The sequence below is a fragment of the Dietzia sp. DQ11-38-2 genome (genome assembly GCF_014145055.1).
Lineage (GTDB): Bacteria > Actinomycetota > Actinomycetes > Mycobacteriales > Mycobacteriaceae > Dietzia.
This window is the reverse complement of the sequence record NZ_JAALDW010000222.1, coordinates 1-3,112: the sequence shown is the minus strand read 5'-3', so window position 1 is coordinate 3,112 and position 3,112 is coordinate 1. Positions and strand designations below refer to the sequence as shown.

At 72.6% G+C, this 3,112-nt stretch carries 4 protein-coding genes; all 4 read left to right on the top strand.

The window, feature by feature from the left end:
• Positions 1–1,066: FAD-dependent oxidoreductase (locus G6026_RS08220; protein WP_182612882.1), on the top strand; the 1,066-nt coding region annotated here is incomplete at its 5' end.
• Positions 1,063–1,542, top strand: a complete 480-nt coding sequence (locus tag G6026_RS08215; RefSeq protein ID WP_107757171.1) for an SRPBCC family protein — start codon at positions 1,063–1,065, stop codon at positions 1,540–1,542. The genes G6026_RS08220 and G6026_RS08215, both read left to right, overlap by 4 nt.
• Complete coding sequence (locus tag G6026_RS08210; protein WP_182612881.1) at positions 1,542–2,234, top strand: class II aldolase/adducin family protein; 693 nt, start codon at positions 1,542–1,544, stop codon at positions 2,232–2,234. Before G6026_RS08215 ends, G6026_RS08210 begins: the two co-directional genes overlap by 1 nt.
• On the top strand, positions 2,231–3,112 hold an 882-nt coding region (locus G6026_RS08205; RefSeq protein ID WP_182612880.1), incomplete at its 3' end, for a sugar kinase. The genes G6026_RS08210 and G6026_RS08205, both read left to right, overlap by 4 nt.

Sequence of the window (3,112 nt, the reverse complement as noted above, 5' to 3'; positions counted from 1 at the left end):
TCCCGACATCGCCCTGGCGACCTCCCGACTGGGCCGCACGAGTGGCGAGATCGACGTGACCGCGCCGTGGGAGCACCCCGACGCGCACCGGCTGGACGAGCAGAGCCTGGCCACCTGGCTGCGCCGCGGCGCGATCGGTTCCGGCGGCGTCGAGCTGGTCGAGGTCCTCCTCGGGTCGGCGTTCGGGGCGGCGGCGTCCGAGACCTCCGCGCTGTCCGCCCTGGCGTACATCGCGGGTGCGGGTGACGAGATCCACCGGGGCACGCTGGACCGGATGATCAGCGTGGCCGGCGGTGCCCAGGAATCCCGGTTCGTCGGCGGATCGCAGCTGATCTCGCAGCGCATGGCCGAGGGGTTGGGCGACGACGTCACCCTCGGCGCCCCGGTCCGGCGGATCGAGCACCACGCCACCGGGGTGACCGTCACCACCGACGCCGGGGCCTTCCACGGTGACCAGGTGATCGTCTCCGTCCCGCCCCACCTCGCAGCCGAGATCGAGTGGAGCCCCACGTTGCCCGCCCACCAGGACGCGCTGTTCCGCAGGATGACGTTCGGCACGCTCATGAAATGCGAGGCCGTCTACGAGCGCCCGTTCTGGCGGGAGGACGGGCTTTCGGGGCAGGGCGTCTTCCGTGGGGACGGTCACCCGGTGTGCTCGATGTTCGACAACACCCCGCCGAGCGGATCGCCCGGGATCCTCATGGGATTCGTGGGGGGCGCGGGGTGGCGGAGGTGGGCTCCGCGGTCCGCGAGGCAGCGGGGCGGAGCGGTGCTCCAGAGTTTCGCCCGGGTGGTCGGCCCCGCCGCACTGGCGCCCGTGGGGTACTTCGAGAAGGACTGGACCGCGGAGCGCTGGACCCGGGGTGGCCCGACCGCGGTCCTGGCTCCCGGCGTCCTCACCACGCTCGGGCGCTGGCGCGACCGGCCGCTCGGCGGCCCGCACAGCCGCGTGCACTGGGCCGGCGCCGAACACTCCGACTACTGGAACGGCTACATGGACGGCGCCGTCCGTTCCGGTCAGATGGCCGCCAGCGCCGCGATCGCACACTCAGGAGGACCATCGTGACCCGTCTGACCGTCTCCGTACAGCGGCGACTGGCCGCCCCGGTCGAGGACATCTGGGCCGTCATCGACGACACCGCCCGGTACGCCGAGTGGGTCGACGGTGTCCTGGAGGTCACCGCCCACCACGGGACGGCGACCGTCGGCGAGACCTACTCCGAGCACAACCGGACGCTCGGGCCGCTCACGACGCGGTCCGTGTGGACGGTCGGGACGATCGAACCGCACTCGCTCAGGGTGGACTCCGGGACCGGTTTCGCACCGCTGCACGACATGGTCAACACCTTCCGCTTCGAACCGATCGGCACCGCGGCCACCCTGATGACCTACAGGGTCGACTGCCGGGTCGGGCTCGGCCCCCTCGGTCATCTCCTCGCCCCCGTCCTCAGGTCGTCGCTCAGCGGCCAGTTCCGCCGGTCCATGGCCAGGCTCGAGGACGTGGTGCTCGCCGAACGCGGTATCGACCAGGCCGGTGGGTGATGACGACGACGGGGTCGCCCCGGGTGGGTGAGCAGGCGTCTCGGGGTCGCGAGGACGTCGCCGCGACCGCCCGGCGGCTGGCCGCCGAGGGCGTGCTCATCGGCACCGCCGGCAACGTCTCGGCCCGGGTCGGCGACGGACTGGTCGCCGTGACGGGCACCGGGGTGGTGCTGGCCGACTGTAGCGCCGACGACGTCACCGTGGTGGACGCGACCGGGGAGCATGTCGACGGCCGACTCGCGCCGACGTCCGAGCTCGGCCTCCACCTGGGCATCTACGCCCGCTCGCAGGCAGCGGCGGTCGTCCACACGCACGCCCCCTTCTCGACGGCCGTCGCCTGCGTGGCCGGGATGGACGCGCTGCCCGTGCTCCACTACCAGCAGCTGCTGCTGGGCGGGGAGATCCGGGTGGCTCCCTACGCCACGTTCGGCACCCCTGAGCTCGCCGACCTCGTCGTGGACGGCTTGCAGGACCGGCAGGCGGTCCTCATGGCCAACCACGGTTCGGTGGCGGTGGGATCCTCCCTCGACAAGGCCCTCGACAACGCGCTGCTGCTCGAGTGGCTGGCGGCCCTGCACGTGCGCGCGAGTGGGATGGGCACGCCGCGGCCCCTCACCGAGGCGCAGCAACACGACGCGGTCGTCCAGGCGATCACCCTCGAGTACGGAACCACCAAGGAGCTCCCGCAATGACCGACATCTCCTCCATGACCATCGCGACGGTCGGGGTACACGTCCTCGACGTCCACGCGATCGGGATCGACTCCATCCCGGAGGGCTCCGCAGGCGCCCTGGTGGACACCATCGCCTTCTCCCCGGCCGGAACCGCCGGGGGCACGGCAGTGGTGCTCAGCCGCCTGGGGGCCGGGGTCCGCAGCATCGGCGCGGTCGGTGCCGACGCCATTGGACGCACCCTGACGGCCCTGCTGAGCGACGAGGGCGTGGACACCGGTGGCCTCGTGACCAAGGCGGATGCGCAGACGTCGGCGTCGGTGATCCCCGTGCGGCCCAACGGGGACCGACCCGCGTGGCACTGCATCGGTGCGAACGGCGTGTTCACCCTCGACGACATCGACGACGCCGCGCTCGAGGGACTGACGCATCTACATCTGGGCGGGCCAGAGTTCCTGGGCGGCCCGGCGGCGGGCGAGCTGCTCTCCCGTGCCCGCGGGAAGGGGATCACCACATCGGTCGACGTGCTCGCCGACGGCGACCCGGGCATGCTCGAGTGGATCGCCGACGCCCTGCCGCACGTGGACTACCTGTTGCCCAACGATGACCAGGTTCGCGGCTTCACCGGCGCCGAGTCGCTGGCGGAGGGGGCGCGCATGCTGATCGAGCGAGGGGTGGCGTGCGTGGCCCTCACGGCGGGCGCCGACGGCGCACTCGTCGTCACGCCGGACGAGACCGTCGCGGTCCCCGCCTTCCCGATCGACGTCGTCGACACCACCGGCTGCGGGGACTCGTTCTCGGCCGGCTTCCTGGTGGGCCGCCACCTGGGGCGCGATTTGCGGGGATCCGCGGAGCTCGGCTGCGCGGTCGCGGCTCAGGTGGCCCAGGGCCTCGGCACC